The 24300-nt window shown below is 40.2% G+C and carries 23 protein-coding genes; 10 read left to right on the top strand and 13 right to left on the bottom strand.

Translation table 11 applies throughout. From position 1 onward, the window contains the following. Positions 1–27: 27 nt before the first annotated feature. From PR725_RS17710 to cecR, 5 genes are all read right to left on the bottom strand, one after another. Complete coding sequence (locus PR725_RS17710; RefSeq protein ID WP_109910976.1) at positions 28–1134, bottom strand: ABC transporter permease; 1107 nt, start codon at positions 1132–1134, stop codon at positions 28–30. Between the two features lie 9 nt (positions 1135–1143). Further along, positions 1144–2283, bottom strand: a complete 1140-nt coding sequence (locus PR725_RS17705) for an ABC transporter permease (protein ID WP_110731799.1) — start codon at positions 2281–2283, stop codon at positions 1144–1146. Beyond that, positions 2280–4019 (bottom strand): ATP-binding cassette domain-containing protein, encoded by a 1740-nt coding sequence (locus PR725_RS17700; protein WP_272569916.1) that lies wholly within the window; start codon positions 4017–4019, stop codon positions 2280–2282. The genes PR725_RS17705 and PR725_RS17700 overlap by 4 nt, the downstream gene beginning before the upstream one ends. Before the next feature lie 9 nt (positions 4020–4028). Next, positions 4029–5024: a secretion protein HlyD gene (hlyD, locus tag PR725_RS17695; protein ID WP_004909179.1), complete on the bottom strand. Its 996-nt coding sequence runs from the start codon at positions 5022–5024 to the stop codon at positions 4029–4031. Positions 5025–5177: 153 nt separating this feature from the next. Further along, positions 5178–5876 carry a transcriptional regulator CecR gene (cecR, locus tag PR725_RS17690; RefSeq protein ID WP_109910978.1) on the bottom strand — a complete coding sequence of 233 codons (699 nt, stop codon included), beginning with the start codon at positions 5874–5876 and terminating at the stop codon, positions 5178–5180. A gap of 285 nt (positions 5877–6161) precedes the next feature. Here cecR and rhlE point away from each other — a divergent pair, with 285 nt between their 5' ends. The 3 genes from rhlE (at position 6162) to PR725_RS17675 (ending at position 9017) form a co-directional block, all read left to right on the top strand. After that, on the top strand, positions 6162–7499 hold the full coding sequence (rhlE, locus tag PR725_RS17685) for an ATP-dependent RNA helicase RhlE (protein ID WP_109910979.1): 1338 nt from the start codon (positions 6162–6164) through the stop codon (positions 7497–7499). A gap of 168 nt (positions 7500–7667) precedes the next feature. Further along, complete coding sequence (dusC, locus tag PR725_RS17680; protein WP_109910980.1) at positions 7668–8609, top strand: tRNA dihydrouridine(16) synthase DusC; 942 nt, start codon at positions 7668–7670, stop codon at positions 8607–8609. Between the two features lie 159 nt (positions 8610–8768). Continuing rightward, positions 8769–9017 (top strand): GlsB/YeaQ/YmgE family stress response membrane protein, encoded by a 249-nt coding sequence (locus PR725_RS17675; protein WP_004256598.1) that lies wholly within the window; start codon positions 8769–8771, stop codon positions 9015–9017. An 80-nt stretch (positions 9018–9097) separates the two neighbouring features. Here the strand turns inward: PR725_RS17675 and sseA are convergent, their stop codons facing one another. Next, positions 9098–9937: a 3-mercaptopyruvate sulfurtransferase gene (sseA, locus tag PR725_RS17670; protein ID WP_004909190.1), complete on the bottom strand. Its 840-nt coding sequence runs from the start codon at positions 9935–9937 to the stop codon at positions 9098–9100. Positions 9938–9975: 38 nt separating this feature from the next. Then, the gene (locus PR725_RS17665; protein WP_004256593.1) at positions 9976–10137 is read right to left on the bottom strand and encodes a hypothetical protein; all 162 of its coding nucleotides are present in this window, start codon (positions 10135–10137) and stop codon (positions 9976–9978) included. A 257-nt stretch (positions 10138–10394) separates the two neighbouring features. On the opposite strand from PR725_RS17665, the gene dinG reads away from it, so the two are divergent. Beyond that, positions 10395–12506, top strand: a complete 2112-nt coding sequence (gene dinG, locus PR725_RS17660; protein ID WP_004909193.1) for an ATP-dependent DNA helicase DinG — start codon at positions 10395–10397, stop codon at positions 12504–12506. 136 nt (positions 12507–12642) lie between these two features. On the opposite strand, the gene dps is transcribed toward dinG, so the two are convergent. Both dps and rhtA read right to left on the bottom strand, forming a co-directional pair. Continuing rightward, positions 12643–13146: a DNA starvation/stationary phase protection protein Dps gene (dps, locus tag PR725_RS17655; RefSeq protein WP_004909197.1), complete on the bottom strand. Its 504-nt coding sequence runs from the start codon at positions 13144–13146 to the stop codon at positions 12643–12645. Positions 13147–13471: 325 nt separating this feature from the next. Next, on the bottom strand, positions 13472–14359 hold the full coding sequence (gene rhtA / locus PR725_RS17650; RefSeq protein ID WP_109910981.1) for a threonine/homoserine exporter RhtA: 888 nt from the start codon (positions 14357–14359) through the stop codon (positions 13472–13474). Between the two features lie 319 nt (positions 14360–14678). Between rhtA and PR725_RS17645 the strand changes: the two genes are divergently transcribed. From PR725_RS17645 to PR725_RS17635, 3 genes are all read left to right on the top strand, one after another. Continuing rightward, the gene (locus PR725_RS17645; protein WP_109910982.1) at positions 14679–15254 is read left to right on the top strand and encodes a TIGR00730 family Rossman fold protein; all 576 of its coding nucleotides are present in this window, start codon (positions 14679–14681) and stop codon (positions 15252–15254) included. Between the two features lie 30 nt (positions 15255–15284). After that, positions 15285–15743 carry a GNAT family N-acetyltransferase gene (locus PR725_RS17640; RefSeq protein ID WP_004909204.1) on the top strand — a complete coding sequence of 153 codons (459 nt, stop codon included), beginning with the start codon at positions 15285–15287 and terminating at the stop codon, positions 15741–15743. A gap of 235 nt (positions 15744–15978) precedes the next feature. Next, on the top strand, positions 15979–17577 hold the full coding sequence (locus tag PR725_RS17635; protein ID WP_115167701.1) for an ABC-F family ATPase: 1599 nt from the start codon (positions 15979–15981) through the stop codon (positions 17575–17577). Positions 17578–17646: 69 nt separating this feature from the next. On the opposite strand, the gene PR725_RS17630 is transcribed toward PR725_RS17635, so the two are convergent. From PR725_RS17630 to moeA, 3 genes are all read right to left on the bottom strand, one after another. Continuing rightward, positions 17647–17982 (bottom strand): zinc ribbon domain-containing protein YjdM, encoded by a 336-nt coding sequence (locus PR725_RS17630; protein WP_004909208.1) that lies wholly within the window; start codon positions 17980–17982, stop codon positions 17647–17649. 209 nt (positions 17983–18191) lie between these two features. Next, positions 18192–18944, bottom strand: a complete 753-nt coding sequence (moeB, locus tag PR725_RS17625; protein WP_181937022.1) for a molybdopterin-synthase adenylyltransferase MoeB — start codon at positions 18942–18944, stop codon at positions 18192–18194. A 5-nt stretch (positions 18945–18949) separates the two neighbouring features. Then, positions 18950–20191, bottom strand: coding sequence for a molybdopterin molybdotransferase MoeA (gene moeA / locus PR725_RS17620; protein ID WP_110731801.1), 1242 nt, complete (start codon positions 20189–20191; stop codon positions 18950–18952). Positions 20192–20638: 447 nt separating this feature from the next. On the opposite strand from moeA, the gene folE reads away from it, so the two are divergent. Beyond that, positions 20639–21298 (top strand): GTP cyclohydrolase I FolE, encoded by a 660-nt coding sequence (folE, locus tag PR725_RS17615; protein WP_004256561.1) that lies wholly within the window; start codon positions 20639–20641, stop codon positions 21296–21298. A 3-nt stretch (positions 21299–21301) separates the two neighbouring features. Continuing rightward, a complete protein-coding gene (gene yeiB / locus PR725_RS17610; protein WP_210850519.1) occupies positions 21302–22447 on the top strand; it encodes a DUF418 domain-containing protein YeiB in 1146 nt (381 codons plus the stop codon). Positions 22448–22467: 20 nt separating this feature from the next. Here yeiB and sanA read toward each other — a convergent pair whose 3' ends face one another. Then, the gene (gene sanA / locus PR725_RS17605; protein WP_109910985.1) at positions 22468–23172 is read right to left on the bottom strand and encodes an outer membrane permeability protein SanA; all 705 of its coding nucleotides are present in this window, start codon (positions 23170–23172) and stop codon (positions 22468–22470) included. Between the two features lie 368 nt (positions 23173–23540). On the opposite strand from sanA, the gene PR725_RS17600 reads away from it, so the two are divergent. Further along, positions 23541–24236 carry a sugar-binding protein gene (locus PR725_RS17600; protein WP_210850518.1) on the top strand — a complete coding sequence of 232 codons (696 nt, stop codon included), beginning with the start codon at positions 23541–23543 and terminating at the stop codon, positions 24234–24236. Positions 24237–24300 lie beyond the last annotated feature (64 nt).

Raw genomic sequence — 24300 nt, 5'->3', positions numbered from 1 at the left:
TCAAAGCGTAATGTTGTTTCTTTATGATCACGCTATTTTCTTCCTAAATAAATAATAAGCCACTGAACTGGTGATTATCGCAATGATAAATAATGGCCATAAACTATGGAAGATAACTGAAAAATCAGCATTTTTTAGGTATATCTGCTTAGTGATTTCAGTAAAGTGGCGAATTGGGTTAATCCAAGTAATTTGTTGCAGCCAAACTGGCATGTTCTCGACTGGGGAAATATAACCTGATAACAACACCGCTGGCATCATAAATACAAATACCCCAATGAACGCTTGTTGCTGAGTTGAACACAGTGCTGAAATAAGTAAACCAAATCCCACCAATGACAATCCGTAAAATAACATGGTGGCATAAAACAGGAGCAGGGAGCCAGCAAAAGGAATTTGATAGCAAAAGATCCCAATAACTAGGACTAAGCTCGCCTGTGCAGTCGCAACGATCAATGCAGGCACCGCCTTACCAATAAATATTTGCCAAGTGGTCAGGGGAGAAACGAGTAATTGGTCAAGGGTGCCTTGTTCTCTTTCCCTCGCGATAGAAAGAGATGTCACAATCAATACCCCAATCGTCGTTATTAAAGCTACCAATGAAGGTACAATAAACCATTTATAATCTAAATTTGGGTTGTACCAATTACGAACGATTAATTTACTGTTGTTTGGTACGGGTTGTGATTGAGTTAGCTCATGTTGGTATTGAGTGACAATTTGTGCAACATAGTTTGCTGCAATTTGCGCACTATTTGAATTACGTCCATCAAGGAGTAACAGCATATTAGCATTATGGTGACTTGCAATATCAGCACTAAAATTTTGCCCAAAACGGACAACCAGCAGCGCCTTGCGGTTATCAAGCGTTTCACGAATATCGTGTTCATTCTTCAATAATAAAACTTGAGAAAACGCACTGGCTTTAGCGAGACGTTGCGTCAGCTCGATAGAATGCTCACCATTGTCTTGGTCAAAGATAGCAATAGTTGTGTTAGTCACCTCAAGTGTGGCGGCCAGAGGAAATAAAATCATCTGAAATATTACGGGTAAAATGAGGATAACCCGTGTTTGCGGCTCTTGAAGTAATGATTGAAGTTCTTTCATAATTAAGGTGTATAGACGATAAAACATAACCTCACCTCAATCCAAACGACGGCGAGTTTTTAGCGCCGTTAGTCCAATAAATAGTATTGCAGAAGCGATTAATAGCAGGAAATCTATCAATAAAACGATATAAATATCACCGGCAAGAAAGAGTGTTTGTAAGCTACTGACAAAATACCGAGCAGGGATAAAATAAGTCACAGCCTGAATAATGGCTGGCATGCTATCAATTTCAAAAATAAACCCAGATAACATAATGGCAGGTAAGAAGGCGGCATTCAGAGCGACCATCGCTGCATTAAATTGGTTACGAGTAATTGTTGAAATCAATAACCCCATTCCCAGTGCGGTTGCCAAATAAAGACTGGTAATGACAAATAAGACCAATAGAGAACCGCGATAGGGTACCCCTAAGATAAATGTGGTGACAAACATGCATAACACCATCACAAAAGTACCGAGAACTTGGTAAGGCAATAATTTTGAAAGCAATAATTCAGTTTTAGTAATCTGAGTTGAAAGTAATGCTTCCATCGTGCCACGTTCCCATTCTCTTGCAATAACTAAAGAGGTCAAAATGGCACCAACTACGGTAATAATGATACTAATTGCCCCTGGAATAATAAAATGCTGACTAATTGCAGCTTCATTAAACCAATAGCGCATATTGAGCTCAATTAAGGGTTCTGTTGGGTAGCCTTTATTTTCCCCTTGTTGAATTAGCCACGTTTGCCACACGCCTTGAGTATAAGCTTGTACAAAGTTAGCGGTATTTGGTTCGCTACCATCAGTAATGACTTGAATTGCAGCATTGCCTTGTTTTTTCAACAATTCGGCTGCGAAATTCACTGGGATGACGATAATGCCGCGAATTTCTCCTGCTTGCATTTTATCGATTAATAAATGGCGGTTATTACTAATGGTGGCATCAATAAATGGTGAGCCCGTGAAGGTATCAACCAATTCACGTGCTTGCGAACTTTGTTGCTCAAGTAAAATACCGACACGTAATTTACTTGAGTCTAAATTGATACCGTAACCAAAAATAAATAATAACATCAATGGGATAAGTACAGCTATAAGAGCGCTGCTAGGATCCCGCACAATTTGTTTACTTTCTTTCCAGCATAGCGCTTTAAGCCTACGCCATGAAAAATGGGAAGCGGTGTGAGTCATTGAGCCTCCTGTTGCTTATCATAATTCATGATAAGCTCAATAAATGCATCTTCCATGGAAGGATCAGGGTTTTCAGTACTGGCGATTTGCTGTTTCAGTTCATCAGGGGTTCCTGCTGCAATAATTTTTCCATGGTAAACCAACCCGATACGGTCACAATACTCTGCCTCATCCATAAAGTGGGTCGTAACCATAACGGTAACGCCTTTATCAACCATCCCATTGATATGTAACCAAAATTCCCTACGAGTTAGTGGGTCAACTCCTGAGGTCGGCTCATCTAAAAATAAGATATCAGGCTCATGCATCAATGAGCAGGCGAGGGCTAAACGTTGTTTATAACCCAAAGGGAGGGATTCAGTAACCTGATTGATAATCGGTTTGAAGTTAAAAGCCTCAACCATTTCTTGGATTTTTTTTGCTTGCTGTTGATGATGCAAACCATAAACACCTGAAAAGAATTTCAGGTTTTGCCCTACTTTTAGGTTGCCGTACAGCGAGAACTTTTGTGCCATATAACCAAGGTGCTGTCTGACTTTGTTTGAACTTGTTTTTAAATCCATTCCAAGAACGAGTGCTTGCCCATCTGTTGGCTTCATTAACGCACACATCATTTTAAAAGTCGTCGATTTCCCTGCGCCATTTGGCCCCAATAAACCAAAAATTTCTCCACGTTTAACTTGGAAATTTACGGTATCAGTTGCCGCAAATTGGCCAAATTTTTTGGTTAAGTTACGCGCTTCTATGACGGTTTCTTCAGGATTAGGCGGAATTTGCGGTACGATAGCGGCTAATTCTGAACGATGAGATGGACCCCCACCTAATAAGTCAATAAACGCATCTTCAAAACGCGGCTGCGCCTCAATGAGTTTTCCATCTGCCATATTTAATGCAGTTAATAAATTCGCTTGTGACGCATTAGGTTTCAAAATTAAGCGAATATAGCGGCCTTGGATCACGCCATCGGTGGTTTCAGGTAATACGAGTGCATTTTGCAATACCGTGCGTTTTTGTGAGGCAGGTACATCAAGTAAAAACGAACGTCCCACCATTTTTTGAGTCAATAATTCGGGTTTTCCTGCATAAAGCTGTTTGCCTTTATTTAACAGCAGCACATTTTTACATTGCTGAGCTTCATCTAAATAGGAGGTACTCCAAAGAATTAGCATTCCATCATCGGCAAGTGTATGAACCATTTGCCATAATTCGCGTCGAGCGATGGGATCAACACCAACACCGGGTTCGTCGAGTAAAAGAACTTTGGGTTTTCCTAATAATGTACAGGCTAATCCGAGTTTTTGCTTCATTCCTCCCGATAACTTACCGGCTAGCCTATCGGTAAAAGGAGCTAGGCTGGTGAAAGAAAGCAGTTGTTGGTAGGTTTTTTGCCGCTCTTCGCCGAGTACCCCACGCAAATCTGCATACAAATTTAAATTTTCTTGTACGGTCAGGTCTTCATATAAACCAAATTTTTGGGGCATATAGCCTAGGCTGGCTCGCATAGCAATGCTGTCGTCGATAGGGTCGAGCCCCATCACGCTAATTTTCCCTGCATCTGGTTTTAATAGTCCTGCAATCATACGCATTAAGGTTGTCTTTCCTGCACCATCAGGGCCGACAAGGCCTGTTACAGAACCCCCATGAATCTCGATTGTTAAACTTTCAACGGCTGGAGTATCCAAGCCAACAAATGTTTTCTCGACATTGGATAGGCGGATACTGTAATCATCACTCATAGCAAACTCTTACTGTTTATTATCAGCAAATTGAATAGTCACTGGCATTCCTTGACGTAAAGCATCATCAGCATCATTGACGACGATACGTAGTCGATAGACTAAGTCGGTTCTTAAATCGGGTGTTTGTACGCTTTTAGGGGTAAATTCGGCAGTAGGGGAAACAAAACCGATGGTGCCATGGTAAGGCTGGTTTGGGCGGCTATCCGTATACAGTAAGACTTCTTTACCGGGGATGGCATCACCAAGGTGCGGTTCACTCACATAGGCTCGAACCCAAACTGGATTTGTTAAAGTGACGCTAAAAACGGTATTACCTGCACCGATGATCGTGCCTGGCTCTATTGCTCGGGTTAAAACAGTTCCAGGGGAAGGCGCAGTTAAAACGGTATCTTGTAAGTCAAGTTCAGCTTGAGCGACAGCTGCCTCGGCTTGTAGCCATTCGCCTCGCGCAGCCGCTATCTCCTCTTGGCGAAAGCCACTTTGGTATTGATTCAGCTTATCTTGTGCTGCTTGAAGGGCGGCAAATGCTTGGTTTCGATTGTTCTTCGCGTTGTCTAAGTCATTAGCTGAAATAACGCGAGACGCAGCAAGCCCTTGCTGACGTTTATAAAAGTTATCGGCATACTGCCAAGCGGCTTGTTTTTGCGCTACTTCAGCTTCAACCTGTGCAATCTCTTGAGTTCGGTAACCACTTTCTTTCAAAGCAAGTTGAGCTTTGGCGCTATCACGTACCCCTTTGGCTTTATTTAAGGCGTTAATGTAGGGGCGATCATCCAGTTGACCAAGTTGCTCGCCTGCAATAATTTTTGCGCCTTCATCAACGTTTAGGGATTTGAGCTTACCTGATACTCGGAAACCAAGATTCACTGTCCGAACATCTACATTGCCGTAGAGTGTTAATATTTTGTCTTGCTGTGATTGATAGTAGTAATAACCGCCAATTGCAGCACTGATTAATATGAGAATAATGAAAACAACAACAGAACGGTTTTTATTGCTCATAGCTAACCTTACTTAAAGAATCCATGATATGAAAACAAATTATGTTGTTAGAGGCCGCTGTTTTTAATGGGAAAATGTGGCTCAAGTTGCAATAAAATCATCAGCCTCTAGTTATTATCAATGTGAATGAATCACTTTAATATTTTTATCATATCACTTTTCATATTGTTTGCGATGGCGTAAGCCTGCTAATAATATATTTGTATGTTCAATAAGAACTTGATTAATAATTTTAAATTCATTTTCATTAATATGTTTCCAACCAGTTTGGCGTAATAACGTTTCTCGAGCAATACGAAATGAAAGGGTTTCGCCAAGGATTGCGTGTGTATGAATTAACGTTGTTAAATGATTGGGGTCAGCACCAATATAAATCGCTATCAAACGGTTTAGGCGCGAATGTATTGGGCCTAAAGCCTGTTCATGAATTATCGTATAGGCTTCGGTGGGGTTGAGTTGTTCACGTGCTAATATGCGAGAAAAGCTTAAATTTTTCTTTTCCAACTGAAAATGATTATAAGCAATGACTGTTTTTTGTAGTAAATCAAGCGCATCATCAGTTACCTGTACTGACAAAGGTTGATTTAGAAAGTTGTCAATTGCTTGAAAAACATCATGGAAATCATCCCTGATTGTTTTTGCAATAAGCTGAGCAACAGCTAAGTAAAGCCCTTCTTTTGATCCAAAATAATAAGAAATTGCGGCAATATTTTGCCCTGATGCCTGTGCGATTTTGCGTGTAGTAGCGCCATCAAGCCCTTGTTCTCCATATACATCAGCAGCAGTGAGAAGCAATTGCATTTTCGCATTTTCTCCTCGCAACGTTGACGATGAACTTGTATTCATAACCATTCCTTTAAAAATTCAGAATTAAATAACACCTAATTAGCTCTTAATGGCTTTTCATGTTAATAAAAAGTAAAAAACGACATCTCATAGTACCATATAAGTATATATACTATACGAATGAGATTTTATATTAATTTATTAAGCAAACTAAATTAATATATTTATCATCTGCAAATAATGTTAGAATTTTACACAGTGTCGCACGGCAGTTTGCGCTTTTTCTTCTGACTCACTTCCCCCATAACTGCCACATTCAATTTGAAGCGGTGAAGCCCGGAGTAATTTAATTTGACTACTTTTTCAGACCTCGCGTTAAACGAGGAAATTTTGCTTGCCATTAATGAATTAGGTTATGAAAGCCCTACGCCTATTCAACAACAGGCTATCCCAGCTGTGCTTGCAGGAAACGACCTTTTAGCTAGCGCTCAAACTGGTACGGGTAAAACAGCAGGTTTTACATTACCAATTTTACAAAAGCTTATTACAACTCCTCGTGCAGGAAAGGATCGCAAGCCTATTCGTGCGTTAATTTTGACGCCAACAAGGGAGCTTGCAGCGCAAGTTGCTGAAAATGTAAAAGAATATAGCCGTCATTTACGTATTCGTTCTTTTGTGGTCTTTGGTGGGGTGAGTATTAACCCACAAATGATGAAGTTGCGTGGTGGGGTTGATATCTTAATTGCGACTCCGGGGCGTTTATTAGATTTAGAACACCAGAATGCGGTAGACCTTTCTCAAGTCGAAGTTTTTGTACTGGATGAAGCTGACCGTATGTTAGATATGGGGTTCATTCATGATATTCGTAGGGTGATTAATAAGTTACCCAAAAAGCGCCAAAACTTATTATTCTCAGCAACGTTTTCAGATGAAATCAAACAACTGGCAAATAAATTACTCAATAACCCTGTGACTATTGAGGTTGCTCCGCGAAACTCAGCTTCTGAGCAAGTGACTCAATATGTGCATTTGGTTGATAAAAAACGAAAAGCGGAATTACTTTCGTTTATGATTGGCCGTGAAAACTGGCAACAAGTCCTTGTTTTTACACGTACAAAGCATGGTGCAAACCGTCTGGCTGAGCATTTAAATAAAGATGGTGTCAAAGCTGCTGCTATCCATGGCAACAAAAGCCAAGGGGCTCGTACTCGTGCACTAGCTGACTTTAAATCTGGAGATATTCGTGTGTTAGTGGCAACGGATATCGCAGCCCGTGGTCTCGATATTGAACAGCTTCCTTATGTGGTGAATTTTGAGCTTCCTAATGTTGCCGAAGACTATGTTCACCGTATCGGTCGAACAGGCCGCGCAGAAGCAACTGGGATGGCAGTTTCCTTAGTGTGTATCGATGAGGCTAAATTACTCAAGGATATCGAAAAATTATTGAAAAAATCGATTCCATTGATGGCGATTGAAGGTTATGAGCCCGACCCTTCCATAAAGGCTGAGCCAATTCAAAAAACACCACAACGCAATGAACGTCGTTCAGGCGGTTCAGGTGATAGGAATCAAAGTAAAGCACCACGTCGTAGCAATGCACCATCATCAAAGCCGAGTTCAGGGAAGGGGGCGGGTTCCCCATGGAAAAACGCACAGAAAAAAGTTAAACAAGGGCGAAGTGACAGCTAACCTTCCATAAGCTTGCGGCTCTTTTTAATGTTAATAGCATTAAAAAGAGCTACTTGCAAAGTCACGTTAAGCTAGTTTTTGGTATCTCCCACCTTAGAAGTTTTTCTGCTCATCTATTAAATAAACGGTATGATAAGCAGGTATTATTACGTTTTTTGTGAGCCATTTATGCGCGTTTTGTTAGCTCCTATGGAAGGAGTTTTAGATCCTCTAGTTCGTTGTTTATTAAGTGAAGTTAATGACTATGACCTGTGCATAACCGAGTTTGTTCGCGTGGTTGATACCCTTTTACCGGCAAAAACATTCTACCGTTTATGCCCTGAACTAAAGTATGGAAGCCGCACCCCTTCAGGGACATTAGTTCGTGTGCAGCTATTAGGGCAGCACCCTCAGTGGTTGGCAGAAAATGCAAACCGAGCGGCTGAATTAGGATCTTGGGGAGTCGACTTAAATTGTGGTTGCCCATCAAAAACAGTCAATGGTCATGGTGGTGGTGCGACTTTATTAAAGCAACCCGATTTAATCTATCGAGCCGCTAAAGCAATGCGAGAAGCAGTTCCAAAAGAGTTACCTGTTTCGGTTAAGGTTCGTTTGGGGTGGGATAGTTCTGAATTTGCTTATGAGATTGCAGATGCAGTTCAACAAGCAGGAGCAACAGAACTTACTGTTCACGGTAGAACCAAAGAAGACGGTTATAAAGCAGAGAACATTAATTGGTCTGCCATTGGCGAAATCCGTCGTAAATTGTCGATTCCAGTGATTGCTAATGGTGAGATTTGGGATTATACAAGCGCACAGCGCTGCCTTGAAATCACAGGATGTGATGCCGTAATGATTGGCCGTGGAGCACTCAATACGCCAAACCTTAGCCGGGTGGTCAAATTTAATGAGTCTAAAATGCCTTGGGAGCAAGTTGGCAAGTTGCTATTAAAGTATACGGAACTTGAAAAACAAGGAGATACAGGCCATTACCATGCAGCCCGAATTAAACAATGGCTAGGCTATTTACGCAAAGAATATCATCAGGCAGATGAACTATTTTCTCAAGTTAGATCATTAAAAAATGCCCAACAGATTGCACAAGTGATAACTGAAATAGTGAACAATTAATTATGAATAATGTTAATTAGCAAGAATTTATAGTTGCGAAATTAACTTATAGGGTCTTTACTTAATTGGTAGGAGAGTGATTTAATTTATTTAAAGCTCTACTATTATATGGGAACATTTTAACATTATAGTGAAATTACCGAGTCTGGGAGGCGTAAGATGGGTGTAATTGCTTGGATTATTTTTGGTTTAATTGCTGGTGTTTTAGCTAAGTGGCTGATGCCAGGTACTTATCACATGGGGTTCATTATGACCACCGTGCTGGGGATTGTTGGTGCTGTTGTGGGTGGTTACATCAGTACTTTCTTTGGTAAAGGAAAAGTTGATGGCTTCAACTTTGGGAGTTTTGTTGTCGCGGTCATCGGTGCGATTGTCGTACTGTTCTTAGCCGGGATATTTGCCAAATAGCCATTTCTTCTACTTGGTAAATGCTCATTCTATAAGCCACTTAAATATCGAGTGGCTTATATTTTTATGGAAGAAGAGGGTTACGACTCGATTGGCAGGCCGTTATCTTGCCCCCATTGGGCCCATGAACCATCATACAAACGCAGGTTTTGGTTACCTAATAAGGTTAATGCCATTAATACCACTGCAGCGGTCATTCCTGAACCACAGGTCGTCACAGAAGGCGCATGGATATCTACACCTTGCTTAGCAAAGATAGCTTTAAGTTGCTCTGGTGATTTGAATGTACCATTTTCCACAAGAAGATCCCATGGGACGTTTTTGCTCCCTGGAATATGCCCCATACGTAAACCCGGACGCGGTTCTGGCGCTTGGGCAAGAAAGCGTGGCTCTGCGCGAGCATCAATAATTTGAATTTTGCCTTGATTTACAATCTCAAGTACTTGTTCTTGATTCAGTGCGTTACTGTCTTTACGTGTGGCATGGAATTGCTTCGCAGCTGGCGGAGTGACTTCCCCTGACTGAACATCAAACCCAGCAGCTTTCCAAGCATCGATGCCACCGGCTAAAATTTTAACGTTTTTGCAGCCCATCGTGGTGAAAGTCCACCATGCTCTTGGGGATGAAAATAAGTTATTCTGAGAATAAATAATAACTTGGGTGTCATTGCCAATACCCATGGCACTAACTGCTTGGCTAAAAACTTCAGCACTTGGCAGCATATGAGGTAAATCACAGCTTTTGTCTGCAATTTCATCTTGATGAAAGAACTGAGCGTTAGGAATATGTTCTTCTAAATATTGTTGGCGGCAGTCATAAGGTGCGGTTGGTGGTGGAGAGGAAGCATCGAGCACAATGATGTTATTATCAAATAGATGTGAATTTAACCATTGTGGGGTTACGAAATAATCGTTGTACATAAGCTATCTCCATCCTGGGTTGCTAAATTATTTAAAAATTACTGAATTTGATTAGGTGCTGGCAGTGCTGAAGGGGATTGCGGTTGACCTTGTTCAAGTGGTGTTGTTGAACGGGTATAAATGTTCATACCAGCTAACACAATACCGCCTACAGAACCAAAAGCACATAATGCGCAAAGTGCGATAACAACCTTTTTCATTTTCTATAGCCTGCCTAGTGATAAAAATCCAAATAGTGTAAGAACTCAAAGTATAACCGGATGAGTGTTGCAAACAAGTTAAAAGCTATTTTTTCTGTCGCATAATGGGCGTTTTGCAAAAAGCTTCCCAATTTTTATGTATAATGGGTATTAATACAGTAGTTTTGCGAAGCGGTTGGCAAAAGAGTTTTTTTCATATTTCATATTGTTGTCAGTTTCGTTATCTTTCATTTTAACTTTGGTCACCTGCATAATTTATGTCCCTGTCGAATAAAACTAAAGAACAAATAACTCAGTGGTATAAAGGGTTGTCCGTACAAATTGATGGGTTTGTTTCAAGAGCCCCGCAGCGGCAGATGATAGCGCAAGTCGCGAAAAATTTAGCGGATGATGACGGCCGCCATTTGGTCATAGAAGCGCCTACTGGAGTAGGGAAAACTCTATCTTATTTAATACCGGGGATAGCGGTTGGTAGGGAAGAAGGAAAAACCTTAGTGGTTAGTACGGCGAATGTGGCATTACAAGACCAAATTTATAGTAAGGATTTACCGTTATTAAGCAAAATTATTCCTGATCTAAAATATACAGGTGCATTTGGGCGTGCTCGTTATGTTTGCCCCCGTAATTTAGAAGCTATTTGTGCAGCAGAAGGTGAGCAAATAGATTTAATGTTATTGGTGGAAGACAAAACGGAAATTGCGAATAGTGAAGAACGGGCAATTTGTCAGCAGCTGCGGCATGATTTTCAAAGCTTTGCATGGGATGGGCTAAGGGATCATCACAAACGGGCATTTAGCGATAGCTTATGGCGTAAAGTCAGCACAGATAAAATGAACTGTTTAGGCCGTAATTGCCAATTTTATCAGCGGTGCCCATTTTTTATTGCTAGGCGAGAAATCGAAGATGCAGATGTAGTGGTTGCTAACCACGCGTTGGTAATGGCAGCTATGGAGAGTGAGTCGGTATTACCTGACCCGAAAAATTTATTATTAGTGCTTGATGAAGGTCACCATGTTCCAGACGTTGCAAGGGATGCCCTTGAAGTTGAAGGCGAAATTACGCTAGTTCAATTAACGGCACAGCTTGATAGCTTTATTCAGCATGTTGGGCAATATATGGGGCAATTTCGCCCAGCAAAACCACCAAAGTTAGCTAACCCTGAACGATTACAGCAACATGCAGAAAAATTGCGTGAAACATTTCGTGATTTTTCATTACTAGCAAATGCCTTATTGCCAGAAACGTCAAAAGAAACTGAGTATTTATTTCCGCTAGGTGTATTGCCTGAAGCAATGCAATTAAGCTGTCAGGTGCTATTTAAGCAGACAGATGCCCTACAGGGGTTAGCGGAAGCTATCTTAAATGATTTGACGGAACAAACTGCGAAGCAAGATATTGTTCGCTTACATCGGTCGATTATTGTAACTAGTAGGGCTATGGGATACTTTGAAAATATGTCGAAGCTCTGGCGGCTGGCGGCATTAGAGCAAAGTTCAGGTGCCCCTGTGTCAAAATGGTTAAGTCGGCGTTATGAGAAAAACCAATCTCGTTTCTTTATGCATTGTGCTGGGATCCGGGTGAGTGAGCAATTACAACATTTGTTATGGCGAAATATTCCTCATATTGTGATTACATCAGCAACGCTGAGGTCGTTGAACAGTTATTCACGTTTTATGGAACTTACTGGGCTGTCTGAAAAAAGTGATGATCGCTTTGTGACATTGTCCTCTCCTTTTAACCATGTTGAGCAGGGAAAAATTATTATTCCTAAAATGGAATATGAGCCAACGATAAACAATGAAGCGGAACACTTAGCGGAAATGGCGGTGTTTTTTCGTGAACAATTTATTAAAAATACTCACCGTGGCGTGTTGGTTTTATTTAGTAGTCAAAGAGCAATGGAAGGTTTTCTTGAGCACGTAAAAGATTTGCGTTTGCAGCTTTTGGTTCAAGGAGATCAACCACGTTATCGGTTAGTCGAAACACATTGTGAAAGAATTAATCAAGGGCAATCTAGTGCTTTAATTGGCTTACAATCGTTTGCTGAGGGGTTAGACCTAAAAGGGGAATATTTAACGCAGGTCCATATTCATAAAATTGCATTTCCACCAGTAACAAACCCTGTGATTATCACTGAAGGTGATTGGTTGAAGTCGTTGAAGCGATACCCGTTTGAAGTTCAAAGTTTACCGAGTGCTTCATTTAATTTGATACAGCAAGCAGGTAGGTTAATTCGTAGTCATGAATGTTATGGTGAAATTATTATTTATGATAAACGGTTATTAACTAAAAATTATGGCAAAAGATTATTAAATGCATTACCTGTATTTCCGATAGAACAGCCTGAAATATCTAAAAACAGTAAATAATTATCATTAAGTTAATGTATTTTTTTAAGGTATTTAAATTTCAATAATAGTTTGATTTATATAGCTAATTGTTAGTAAATAAAATGGCCACTTTGCAGTGGCCATTGGTCAATTTGAATTGACTCTATTTACGACATTACTCAATATTAGCTTCTAAAAACCAGAGGAATTTATCCATATCGCGGGAAGCCGCGGTAAACATATCTGCGGTATCTTCGTCTTCCACTTCATCAATTGCTTTTCGAATATCATTCGCGACGACCGCATAACGGTCTGCTAATGCTTTCAAATGATCTTGTACACTGTGAATATTAATTGGGTAAGCCTCTAACGAAGTGAAGCGGCTAACTTCTTGGGTTGTACCAATAGCAACGCCTCCCAATTGAACTGCGCGTTCAGCGAATTCATCTAAGTGTTCAACTAGCGTGGTTCTAAAACCATCTAACATTTCATGTACGGCGATAAAATTGCGACCACGCATATTCCAGTGGGCTTGTTTAGTCATTAGAGAGAGATCGGTAAAATGGACTACCATAACATTAAGTATTCCAATGGTTTCCAATTTTACGCTGTCTTCCATATCATTGCGTGTATATAAAAGTTCATTTGAAGATGCTTTAAATAATTTAGCTGTACTCATGATTCATCCTCTCTTAAATATGAATTTGTTTAGTAACCTCATCTGTCAATAAATATAAAATAATAAACCGACTTTGTCATAATGTAATAAACGATTAGTTTAATAGGCCTATTCGATAGGTTTTATTAACTGTTAATTTATTGTGGATCTTGAATGCTGATAGTTTTTAGCAATAAGTGCTATAGCACCAATTAAATAATAAAATAAAAATAAAAAATGATTATTTCAAATTGATGAATAAATCTTTACATGAAAAAAGGTTAATAAATATCAGCATATCGAATTTATTAACCTTAACGACTTCGTTTGCCATTAGATTTTGTAGCTAGGACACTTTTTCTATTTTTGACTTTGGTACCGCTGTTGAGGTTGAACCAATAGAAGCACAGACAATACATAACAATGCCAACCATTGAGTCATCGTTAAGTGTTCATGTAGAAAAACGATCCCCAAAAATGCGCCCATACAAGGTTCAAGGCTCATTAATGTACCAAAAGTTCGAGCAGGCAAGCGAGTTAGCGCGATCATTTCTAATGTATAAGGGAATGCGGTTGATAAAATCGCGACGGCTAGCGCAAGAGGTAAGATTGATGGGTCAAACATCACCTCGACTCCAGTTTGCATTAAGCCAATAGGGAAGAAGATCAAGGCAGAAATAAATGAACCGATTGCGACGGTTGCTGCACCGTAGCCAGCCCCTGCGCGTTGTCCGAAAATAATATAAATACCCCAACAAACCCCTGCACCAAGTGCATAAATGGCGCCAAGTGGGTCAATGGAATCGATATCATCGCCAATAGGAAGTAAAAATAACAACCCAACAATAACCAGCGCTATCCACAGAAAATCAATAGGGCGACGAGAAGAAAACATCGCAACGGCTAATGGCCCTGTAAACTCTAATGCAACGGCTATCCCTAATGGAATACGCTCAAGAGAAAGGTAAAATAAATAATTCATGGTTCCTAAGGACAAGCCATAAGTTAACAATGGAACCAGTGAATTTCTTCTGAATTTTAAACGCCAAGGCTTAAAAATAACAAATAATATAATCGTAGCAAGCAATAAACGTAAACCAGTAACACCGGGAGCGCCGATAACGGGAAATAAAGTTTTAGCTAAAGAAGCCCCGCTTTGAATAGAGGTCATTGCAAGCAGTAATAACCCTATAGGTAATAGCGGAAATGCGCTCTTTTTAGTGTCGGCAGACATAAATAAGTAAACCTCGGAAAACGTAACTTAATTGATAATAAATATTTAGAAAATAAGTATTTAGTGATGAAAAATAATTTCTTAAAGATTATCTCATAAAACGGCACGGCTTTATATTTCTTTGTGGTTTAGCTATCGCTCATAAGGGGGGAAATGTGCTCTATTGGCTGTCAATATGTTGGTTTAGGTGAATTGTAGTGCTATAAACATGAATTAGTCTCATTTTATTATGACAGAGGGCGAAGCTTGAGCTTCTGCATTAGGCTCGTATAATTCAATTCTCTAAAAAGTCACAATAAAAATGGAAAATGAGGAACAGATGGGAAAGATTAAAAGTATTGCAGTGTATTGTGGTTCCAGTATGGGAAATAATGAGGTCTATCAGCAAAAAGCCATTGAATTTGCTAAAGAAATGGTTAAGCGTGATATTACATTAGTTTATGGCGGTGCTAGTGTGGGAATTATGGGGACAATTGCTGATACCGTTTTGTCATTAGGGGGAAAAGCGATTGGAGTTATCCCATCATTGCTAGAAGAACGCGAAATTTCTCATAAAAATTTAACCGAGCTATATAAAGTTGAAACGATGCATCAGCGTAAAAGTAAAATGATCGAACTTGCTGATGCCTTTGTCGCTTTACCTGGCGGTTATGGCACACTTGAAGAGTACGCAGAAGTATTTACTTGGAGCCAAATTGGTTTACATGCTAAGCCGTGTGCCTTGTTTAATATTAATAATTATTGGCAGCCATTGATTGATATGACAAATAAAATGGCAGATGAAGGTTTCCTGCATGAAAAATATCGTCATATGGCGATTGTGAATGATTCACCTGCTGAATTATTAGAAAGTTTTGAATCTTATATTGCCCCATCAATTAAAACCTACGACTAGCATCAATACTGAAATAACAGAGAGGAATGCATGATAAGGGAAGCTATCAAAAATGATGTGGACTCTATTCTTTCACTTTACCAAATTTTGTTTTCGGAGATGGCATTACTTGACCCTGAGCGCTTACAACCCGCTGAACAGGCTAAGGAATTTATTGAAAATGCAATTATTGACGATAAATTTTATGTGTTAGTTGCTGAATTCAACGGTGAGATTAAAGGGTTTTGTATTGCACAACAGCAAATCGCTGACCCTTATAGCTGCATTGTTCCTCGAAATTTTGGTTATATTTTTGACCTAGTGGTTGATCCTAATTTCCGTGGTGAAAAAGCAGGGCAAAAATTACTAACTGCGATGAAAGCGTGGGCGAAAAGTCGACAACTGAGCCACTTGGAGCTGTCAGTATTAGCGCAAAATCATAAAGCGATTAAGTTTTATGAACGAGAAGGGCTTACTGAAATCAGTCGTACTATGGGGATCACACTATAGTTTGGCAATATAATCGGTCTTTCCTTTCGTGTTAATCAATTTGCTGAAAACAGCACAAGATCTAAGCGGCGTAATATGGCATAATGCGCCGCTATTTATACCTGCCGTACTCTAATGACCATGCATGGAATGCATTTTACTGCTCAAATGATTATTTTGGGTTATTTTGCACGCCGTAGTCATGGGCCTCTAATCATCGCAGGCTATTTTACACCGTTTAATTTAAGGCATAGCAGTGTTAACAACGAACAATATCACTATGCAGTTTGGCAGTAAGCCACTGTTTGAAAACATTTCAGTTAAATTTGGCACAGGCAACCGTTATGGTTTGATCGGCGCAAATGGTGCGGGTAAATCCACATTTATGAAGATCTTAGGGGGAGATTTAACCCCTACAGCTGGAAATGTGAGCACGACTGATCCAAATGAGCGTATTGGTAAACTTCGCCAAGATCAGTTCGCATTTGAAGAATTTACCGTACTTGATACCGTGATTATGGGTCATAGCGAGCTGTGGGACGTCAAACAAGAGCGCGATAGAATCTACGCCTTACCTGAAATGAGCGAAGAAGACGGCTACCGCGTGGCTGATCTAGAGGTCGCTTATGGTGAAATGGACGGTTATAGCGCGGAAGCTCGTGCCGGTGAATTATTGTTGGGTGTAGGTATTCCTGTCGAACAACACTATGGGCCAATGAGTGAAGTTGCACCAGGCTGGAAACTGCGTGTGCTGTTGGCACAAGCCCTATTTTCTGACCCAGACATCTTATTACTCGATGAGCCGACGAATAACTTGGATATCGATACTATTCGTTGGTTAGAGCAAGTGCTGAACGATCGTAACTGCACGATGATCATTATTTCCCATGATAGGCACTTTTTGAATACCGTATGTACGCACATGGCTGACCTAGATTACGGTGAATTGCGTTTATTCACAGGTAACTATGATGAATATATGATTGCGGCAACCCAAGCGCGTGAGCGCCTATTATCGGATAACGCGAAGAAAAAAGCGCAAATTGCTGAGTTACAGTCTTTCGTTAGCCGCTTTAGCGCGAATGCCTCTAAGTCGAAACAAGCGACTTCTCGTGCACGTCAAATTGATAAAATTCAATTGGATGAGGTGAAAGCGTCTAGCCGTCAAAACCCATTCATTCGTTTTGAACAAGAGAAAAAATTGTTCCGAAATGCACTTGAATTAGAAGCAGTGACCAATGGTTATGATCAAGGGCCATTATTCAAAAACATCAATTTATTACTGGAAGTTGGCGAAAAAATGGCGGTTATTGGTGCTAATGGTATCGGTAAAACGACATTCTTAAAAACGTTGGTGGGCGAGCAGCCTGCAACTAGCGGAATGGTTAAATGGTCAGAAAACAGTAACATTGGTTACTATGCCCAAGACCACGCAGAAGATTTTGAAACAGATTTAACCGTGTTTGACTGGATGAGTCAGTGGAAAAATGAAGGGGATGACGAGCAAGCGGTGCGCAGTATTTTAGGCCGTTTACTGTTTTCTCAAGATGACATTAAAAAGAAAGTTAAAGTGTTATCCGGTGGTGAACAAGGGCGTATGTTATTTGGCAAGTTAATGATGCAACAGCCAAATATTTTGATTATGGATGAACCAACCAACCACTTGGATATGGAATCCATCGAGTCATTAAACTTAGCCCTCGAATTATACAAAGGAACGTTAATTTTCGTTTCCCATGACCGTGAGTTTGTTAGCTCGTTAGCGAGCCGTATTTTAGAAATCAAAGAAGATAAAGTAATTGATTTCAAAGGTAGTTATGATGAATACCTGACAAGCCAAGGTGTAGTGCTTTAAATATCGTTTTGGATTAGAAACAAAAAGCCCTCAGTTTTGATTGAGGGCTTTTTAATGGGCGAAGTAAACTTAGTTTTTCTTCACAAACTCAGATTTCAATTTCATTTGACCGAAACCATCAATCTTACAGTCGATATTGTGGTCGCCCTCGACCAAACGGATACCTTTAACGCGGGTACCGATTTTTAGCATTGAAGAGCTGCCTTTGACTTTGAGATCTTTAATCACGGTGATGGTATCGCCATCAGCTAGCAGGTTGCCATTGGCATCTTTTACAATTAATTCATCAATATCAGCTACAGGCTCGGCATCATTCCATTCATGCGCGCACTCAGGGCAGATATACATATCGTTATCAGTATAGGTGTATTCAGACTGGCATTTCGGGCAAGGAGGGAATTGCATATTCATACTCTCAGTAACTTTATCAAAAGAATAAACAGTGGTGATATTTAAACCATCAAGCACCACAAAAGAGGGATAGTATAAGGTGAAAGGACAATTAAATTATTTTTTCGGATTATTCTTAATTTTAGTGTGATTGAAATAGGAAAAAGGCGAGAAAAGCCTCGCCTGAATGATGAAAAAAGTCAACTTGCTCGAAAATTTAGCCGTTAGCCTTTAGCACAGACTTCACAATGCGGGTCTTTGCTAAGTCTAAATTGGCGGAAATCCATTGTCATTGCATCAAATAGCAATACTTTTCCTGAATTAACCTTCCCATAATTAGCTAATAATTTAATTGCTTCCATCGCCTCTAGCGTACCAATGGTCCCGACTAAAGGGGACATGACCCCAGCTTCAACGCAAGTTAAGTTATTGTCACCAAATAAACGGCTTAAACAGTGATAGCAAGGAGTACTTTCTTCATAAGTGAAAACAGATAATTGTCCTTCCATGCGGATAGCTGCACCTGAAACCAATGGTTTTTTATGCGGTAAACACAACCGGTTGAGCTGTTCACGAATGGCGACGTTATCAGTGCAATCTAAGATCACATCATGATGTGTGATTAATTCATCAAGTTGTGCATCATCTAGCTGTGCATTGACGGTATCAATTTGGATATGTGGGTTAATGGCTGCAAGCTGTGTTTTTGCAGAATCAACTTTTGGCATATCAATGGTCGCATCACGATGCAACACTTGCCGTTGTAAGTTAGATAATGACACGGTGTCGAAATCCACCAATGTCAGGTGACCAACACCTGCTGCGGCAAGGTATTGAGTTGCAGCGCAGCCTAAACCACCAAGGCCAATAACCAGCACTTTGCCAGCTTTAAGTTTTTCCTGCCCATCGAAATCAAACCCACGGAGGATAATTTGGCGGTTGTACCGCAACATTTCCGGATCGCTAAGCTCTTGCACTGTTATTATTCACTTTTTAATAAATAGTTAAACATTTCGACTTCAACCATTTCACCCGCTTCAACACGGCCACGTTCTCTTTCAAGGACAATAAAGCAGTTAGCTAAACTAAATGAACTAAACACGTGTGAGCCTTGGTGACCCGTCGTGGCGACTTGCAATTGTCCTTGTTCATTAGCGCTTAGAATTCCTCGTTGAAAATCTAAACGACCAGGGCTTTTCTTCAACGCGGTGGTAACCGGAACTTTGAAGCGTAGCGGGGCACGCCATTGGCTGTGTCCTGAAAGGCGTGCAATCAGTGGTTGAACCAATTGGTAGAAGGTGAGTGCGGCAGAAACAGGGTTCCCCGGTAGCCCACAAAACCAAGCGTCACTTAACTTACCAAATGCAAAGGGTTTTCCTGGTTTAATGGCTAACTTCCAAAAACCAATCGTGCCTAATTCATCCAAAATTTGTTTGGTATAGTCAGCTTCACCCACGGAAACGCCGCCACTACTGATGACCAAATCAGCGTGTTGGTTAGCTTCGATAAAGGTTTGTTTGAGTTTTTCTGGCGAGTCCGGTATCACACCTAGATCAAGTACTTCGCAGTTAAGTTTTTCAAGCATCAGGCGAACGGTGAAACGGTTAGTATCATAAATTTGCCCATCTGCTAAAGGAAGGCCAACGGCTTGTAGCTCATCGCCCGTTGAAAAAACGGCAACTTTAAGGCGACGATATACGGTGACATCTGCAATCCCCAGTGAAGCAATTAACGGCAGTTGGGCTGTTGTGAGTAACGTTCCTGCTGGGAACACTGCACTGCCTTGGGCAATATCTTCCCCTGCTTTACGAACGTTACTACCTTGTTTAATAGGTTGGGTAAATACAATGCCTTCGTCCGTTTGCTCTGTAGACTCTTGCATCACAACCGTATCCACACCTTGTGGGATTGGGGCGCCCGTCATAATACGCACGCAGCAACCTGCTTTTAATTCGCCTTCCATTGGGTTGCCGGCAAATGATTTACCTGCCACTGGCATTGGTGTTTTCCCATCCCAATCGGCAAAACGTAAGCCATAGCCATCCATAGCAGAATTATCAAATGGTGGGACATTGATAGGGGAAATCAGGTCTGTCGCAATGATGCGCTGTGCAGAGGAGGTCAGTGGAATGATTTCGGTATCTGTGACGGTTTTTGTTTGAGATAGTAATTTTTCCAATGCAACATCTAGAGAAATCAAATCGTTAGTATGACACTGATCCATAAATAATGACCCTCATTATTGTTATCTGCCTTGAGGCTTAAAATGTGTTCGTAATGCATATTATGGCAGAAATCCATTAGTGGGTGAATGAATAGAAATTGATTACAGATAGCTTTTAGTGAGATTTAGTCAATCAGCTGGTATTAGCACAGAGAAAATTATGCACAAAATAACAAAACTGTTGCTGCTATAATCATGTTAAATATTCTAGGCACTTTATATTTATCTTTTAAAATTAATGTATCAATAAAAAATGTGCTATTAATCACCGTATATAAGGTGTAAAACCTTTTAAAGAATAGATTGACAGGGTGAATGAATTGCATGAATAAATGCAAATATTTCACGGTAATTATCCATGTTGTACTGGATTATCTGTACCTGCTGTTTTAGAGTACCGCACACCTGCATTTTATAAAAATAGTTATACCATTTGTGGAGGATCACATGTCATCTCTGAGTAAAGAGGCCGAATTAGTTCATGCCGCACTGGAGGCAAGAGGCTTAGAAACGCCTTTGCGTATCCAGCCAAAATCAGGCGACGAACGCAAGAAACTGATTGAAGGGCACATGACAGAGATCATGACGCTGCTGAATTTGGATTTAACCGATGACAGTTTAGCTGATACCCCTCGTCGCATCGCAAAAATGTATGTTGATGAAATTTTTTCAGGGCTAGATTACGCGAACTTTCCAAAAATCACTCTGATTGAAAATAAAATGAAAGTGGATGAAATGGTCACCGTGCGTGATATTACGCTTACAAGCACCTGTGAACACCACTTTGTTACGATCGATGGAAAAGCAACGGTTGCCTATATTCCAAAAGATAAAGTTATTGGTTTATCGAAAATTAACCGGATTGTGCAATTTTTTTCACAACGCCCACAAGTGCAAGAGCGTTTAACACAGCAAATTTTGGTTGCTTTGCAAACATTACTGGGAACTACGAATGTGGCTGTTTGCATAGATGCAGTGCATTATTGCGTGAAAGCACGTGGTATTCGTGACGCGACAAGTGCAACAACAACAACGTCATTAGGCGGGTTGTTTAAATCAAGCCAAAACACACGGCAAGAATTTTTACGTGCAGTTCGTCATTTATAATTTATGACAACAACGACACCGTCAAGTCGTATTGACGCGCTTGACGCCGTCCGTGGTATAGCGATTTTAGGTATTCTTTTAATGAATATCTTTGCTTTTGCTTTACCACAAGCGGCGTATTTAAACCCTTATTACACCAATACAACACCCGAGTCAGAGGCTTACCTCTGGGGTGTTTTCAATGTCCTTTTTCAAGGTAAAGTTCTCGCTATTTTTTCCATCCTCTTTGGGGCAACTCTCGTGTTGTTGCAGCCTCGTTCTCTTCGTTGGAACCAGTGCCGTTTATTTGTTTTAGCTCTGTTCGGGGTGATTCATGGGGTTGGCTTTTGGGACGGTGATATTCTTTTGGCCTATGCATTAACGGGCTTGTTGGTAACCTATTTGCTTAATCAATATGATGATGGTTTTTTATTGAAAATAGCACTATCACTATATTTGATTGGGTTACTTATCTTGCTCGTGTTGGGAAGTGGTGTAGATCCCTCAGGTTTTTGGCAAACCTCGGATAAGCAATTAACATTTGAATATACTATACATACCTCTGGGGGAATGGATGGTGTGTATTATCGAGCATCAGAGATGCTCAAGATGGTTGAAATGCTGGTTATCCAATATGGCTGGCAATTATCTGCGTTGATGATTATTGGCGCGTTGTTAATGAAAAATGGTTGGTTACGAGGGCAATTCACCGCTCAACATTATCGCAAAATAGCCTGCATATTTATCTTGCCATCGTTATTGATTCAAATAGTTTCGCTATACATACAAAGCCAATTCAATTGGAGCTATTTTTCAACATCAATCATTGGTTATATTATTAATGAGCTAGTTATTCCATTTCAATCTTTAGGATATATAGCTCTGGTGTATGGCTTTTGGGGGATAGTGGTAAACAACAAAATAATCCATGGGCTGCAATATGTGGGTCGTATGGCGTTGAGTAATTATATTTTGCAAACGCTAATTTGTACCACACTGTTTTACCACTTAGGCTATTTTGGGCAATTTACACGGGTTGAATTACTTGTTTTGGTTCCCGTTATTTGGGGAGCAAATTTATTGTTTTCTTATTATTGGTTAATGTTTTTTAGCCAGGGGCCTCTTGAATGGTGTTGGCGCAAATTGACGGGAAAGTTAATAAGTAGATGAAGGTTCATCTACTTATAGGTCTAATTCAATTTATTGACTTCATCCGGTGAAACAGCCGGATAGCCTTTAATTCCTGCAGGCATTTTAATGGGAGCAGGGATGGATTCTTGCTCACCTAAAAATTTAGGTTCGCGTTTTAAAATATATAAATCCGCCAGAGCACCTAGCCGTGCAAATACTTCACGTACTCTTACTTTATACATTCCAGATGGTGTCGGAACCGCTAAACACTGCGCATCAATACCTTTATGTTTGGCGATAAAAACCGCTCGTTCACAATGAAAACGCTGGGTAATAATGGTAAAGTTATCGGTATCAAACACTTTTTTAGTACGTACCACCGAGTCTAATGTCCTAAAACCTGCAAAATCGAGCACAATTTTAGAGGCTGGAACCCCTTCTTTTATTAAATCTTTACGCATGTTGATTGGCTCATTGTAATTATGTGCGCCATTATCACCACTAAGAAGTAAATACTTAACTTTTCCACTGTGGTATGCCTCAGCTGCGCCTTTAATACGATAGGTATAGTAGAGGTTATTAACGCCAGAGGAATAATATTTGGATGTGCCAAGTACCATCCCGACATCGCGCGCAGGCAATTTTTCTACATCTTCATAGATATAGGGGGCGGTATCCCAGCTTATCCAGCGATCAAGCAACAATATGGTCGTAAATGCGATCCCTGCAAGAATAATAAGACCAAAAAACAGACGTTTCCTCATGTCCTAGCCTTGATAATAAAGAGTCATAATTTAGAAATTGTTAGCCTCAATAGGCCAGTATCTCTAGGCTACTTGACTTAAATTAGTGACGCAAGTCGCGTAACGTAAAATCATGTCAATGTCTACATTACAATCGGGGTTAACTAATATTAAGCCTATTAATTGAATCAAAATTAATCAGACATTGGATGAAAAAGATAAATCACATTCTCATCAAAGAGTGAGCAGCTTCACATCATGATAGTTTTTATAGAATGAAGCTATATATTATGAAATTTTAATTCTATATTTTGAATTGATTGTGAAATATTGTTTCTTTAATGGTTTTTTGTGAATAACAGATTTTTAATCAGGAAGGTGAGGAAAGTATGAAACTAACGACATTATTAGCCACAAGTGCTGTACTTGTTACAGCAAGTGTGGCGGCGAAAGAATACCAAATCAATCATACCGATCAGTTGAAATCACTCAATGATGCGACAAAAAGTGCGGAAGTCTGGGAAAAAGCAGAAGTATTAACCGATTTTACTTACCCATGGGAAAAGGAAGCGGCTCCTAAAACAGATTTTCGTGCCCTGTGGAGTGATGACACATTATATTTCCGATTTATTGCAGATGATAAAGATATTCAGCTAGGTGATAACTCAGATAAAGACCAGGCGGTGTTAGATTCTGACCGAGTTGAACTCTTTTTCGCGACTAGTCCTGAATTAAAACCGTATTACACGGCGGAAATGGACCCGAAAGGGCGTACTTTCGATGCAAAAGCTAATTATTATCGTGAAGTTGACCCAAGTTGGAACTGGGAAACATTACAAACGGTGGGTGAAATAACGCCAAATGGTTATGTATTAACAGGAAAAATTGATTTAGATGAATTTACTAAACTCGATTTATGGCAAGATGCGGACAAACAGACACTAATGTGTGCCATTTTGCGCGGAGAGTTTAGTGCAGGTGAGCCAAAGCAAGTGCGTAAATGGATTAGCTGGATCAAACCTGATTCCGTTAAACCTGATTTTCACATCCCATCAGCCTTCGGAACCTGCAAGTTCGTAAAATAGCGCTATCGCCGGTGGCTTTCGTCACCGGTAGCTTTTCAATACAAACGTAATATTGTGAGAAAGA

Origin of the sequence: Providencia sp. PROV255 (genome assembly GCF_028478065.1) — a bacterium.
Taxonomy (GTDB): domain Bacteria; phylum Pseudomonadota; class Gammaproteobacteria; order Enterobacterales; family Enterobacteriaceae; genus Providencia; species Providencia rettgeri.
Note: the sequence above shows the minus strand (reverse complement) of the source record. Positions and strands in the feature narration are given on the sequence as shown.